This is a genomic window from Mesorhizobium sp. IMUNJ 23232 (assembly GCF_044326205.1).
In the GTDB taxonomy this organism is placed as follows: domain Bacteria; phylum Pseudomonadota; class Alphaproteobacteria; order Rhizobiales; family Rhizobiaceae; genus Kumtagia.
Genome location: NZ_JBIRCY010000150.1, coordinates 1 through 2,484 on the forward strand (window position 1 = coordinate 1; position 2,484 = coordinate 2,484).

General features: G+C 58.1%; 3 protein-coding genes and 1 pseudogene. 1 reads left to right on the forward strand and 3 read right to left on the reverse strand.

The window, feature by feature from the left end:
* Positions 1–132 (forward strand): integrase core domain-containing protein (locus ACH196_RS37955; RefSeq protein ID WP_396650131.1); only part of this gene is annotated, 132 nt, incomplete at its 5' end.
* Between the two features lie 234 nt (positions 133–366).
* Here ACH196_RS37955 and ACH196_RS37960 read toward each other — a convergent pair.
* The 3 genes and pseudogenes from ACH196_RS37960 to ACH196_RS37970 all read right to left on the reverse strand — a co-directional run.
* Positions 367–882, reverse strand: a complete 516-nt coding sequence (locus tag ACH196_RS37960; protein ID WP_396651968.1) for a 2'-5' RNA ligase family protein — start codon at positions 880–882, stop codon at positions 367–369.
* 90 nt (positions 883–972) lie between these two features.
* Positions 973–1,931, reverse strand: a pseudogene (locus tag ACH196_RS37965) (DUF4432 family protein).
* Positions 1,924–2,484 (reverse strand): inositol monophosphatase family protein (locus tag ACH196_RS37970; protein ID WP_396651969.1); only part of this gene is annotated, 561 nt, incomplete at its 5' end. The gene ACH196_RS37970 and the pseudogene ACH196_RS37965, both read right to left, overlap by 8 nt.

Below are 2,484 nucleotides of genomic sequence, written 5' to 3' on the forward strand. Positions count from 1 at the left end.
TCCGCACAGCGAACCGCCGCAATGCCTGCATGGCTCGGCGATTACAACAACCGCAGACCTCACGCCGCCCTCGGCGGAAAACCACCCATAGCTAGATTGATCAAGGACAACGTCCTTGGAAATGACACCTAGGTGGCGTGTCCATGGCGTTCCGACGTGTCGCCGCTTGATCTGTAGCCGAGACATCGGGCGGCTGTCGGTCAGGCTCGCTCGATGTCTTTGAGGATTGGTTGTGCGAGGGCCAGCCGGCTGGCCGTCAACGGAACCCGGTCCGTGGCCTACTGCGAAAGCGTGGGACGCGCTCGCGCTCTATCATGGCGGCCTGCATGGCCAATCAGCCAGCGAGACCACGGCATTGATCGACCGTCAGGCCAACTGCAGCGTGCTTAAGATGCGAACTGGGGGCCAGGAAACGCAATCAACAGCATCAAACCTCAACGTAATCCGTTCGAACGGCTGGCTGGTAAGTTCGAGCACTTGGTTGCGGTGAGCAATGTCAACGGTCGTCGCAAGCGTTAAGTGCGGCGTCCATTGCAGAGGTCGATAGTGTGGGTCGCAGAGTTGCGGGTCGATAGCCTCGTGAAGCTTACCATGCAAATCGAAAAGGCGCTGATCGGGAAGGGGCGACAGCCACAAGACGATTGGATCAATGTCAAAAAAACTGATGCGATCGAATGTCAGTAGAAGGCCATTTTGGTCCCGAAGTCTGCTTGCCGCTTCGAGTAGTAACTTGTCCGACCCCTCAGAGTAGCGCGCTAAAGTGATATGTGGTGCGTAACCAAGCGCCTCCATTGACGGACTGCGCTCGAGTGCGGAGGCCCTTTTCACCAGTCGCCAAAATAGCTGCGCGTCGGATGAAGTGCGGATAGTGATACCGAACATAATCAGGAGGACCTCAGCGCGACCTCGATCGCGTATTTGGCGCTCTCTCCTGCCCCCAAAGTGATTGAGTCAGGCGAGTTCCCCTCCGGATCAAATCGCCGGGACTGGCTCCAGCGCGAAAGCATAGACCCCCGACTGAAATGCTCTCCAAACGCCAAAACTCGGAAGCTCATTCCGCGAAAAGGAAAGTCGGACGTGCATTCCTCCGAGCAAGGTTCTGTTCCGCAGTTCGACAGACGCGGTTGTCCGATCGGAAACGACAGGCACCTCCTGATAATAGTCGACGAAGTCGTCACGTGGGCGCTTGTCCTCGCCGTTGAAGGCTGAGACGATCTCGCCACTCAGGTCGCCTGAAATCTCAGTCGCCTGATCGAGAAACGGATAGCCGAAGTTTACGTGGTGAGGATCGCATGCGGTGTCGGTCGGAATCCCCGGTTCTCGACGACGTCGTAAATTAGGATCGCTTGACCGAAAACATCGACTGATACGCGACGCCGCAGGATAAGGTTCTCGCCGAACACCGAACTTTGCCTGACGACACCTTCCGCCCAGATGACCGGGACGTCGGTGCTCCAGTCGATGCCATAGCCCGCAAGAGTGGCCCGCTGGCTGGAGATCCTCCCATGCAGGGGATTGAAAACCTGCTTGCGATGTTTGTGGATATAGCGGTCCGCGTCACCCTTTCGGGCGCCACCTATGTGGTCGAGGCCGCAGGTGACGATGAAGCCATCAAAGTTCCTGTAGAAGCCAATGCCCTCTTCAGCATCGACCGAATTGAGCGGCCACGGCATTCCGTTTGCACTGTTCCACCCGATGTTTATTCCACGCCAAGTCGCGCTGGAAATATCGAAGCCTCGGTCCACTGCAATCTCAAATCCGATGCCAGCCGCGTTTCGAGCGACAAGCAGCCGCTGTCCTCGACCTGGACCATCTTCTGCCTGCAGCAAGCGGATGTCTGCGACGCCCCTGCCGTCTACGGTGCGCTGCCGCAGTTCTGCAGGCGACATTTCATGAGCTCCGCGGACCTCTGCCTGGGCGTCGCTAACCATGGGCAACTCCGCTCGACATCGGGCTGTCACCGACACTCTCCAGCAGAGGGCGCACCTTTGCCAGGAACTCCTTGCTTCCGCATGCGAACCGTAGCTTTGCGTCCAGGTGGGTGCGGTCCCAGTCGATAGTGTGGGATACACCCAGATTGCCGAGTATCGGCAGCCCAGCCATCACGTCCCAGGTCGAATCTCCCAGGGCCACGTAGCCGTCAGTCTCGCCCATTGCCACCTCGATTAGGGAGAGGGCCGACGACCCGCAGCAACGGAAGCTGATGCGCAGTTCATCAGATATGAAGCGCAGCACTTCCAGCCGATCTGCGGTGACGACGGAAGGATGCAGACCGATCCCCATGGACGCTTGTGATAGATCGAGGGGAGGAAGAGACGGCATCGGCTTGCCGTTCAACAGAGTCTCGACGGACTCCCTGTTGATTTCCACTGAGAAGTGACCCAGTCGACGGAGGTTTTTCCATCGAGAATTGACCCATGTTTGAAGCTCCTCCCACACGGCACGTGTGGGGGACATCGGAGTGATCGACATGGGGTTATTGAG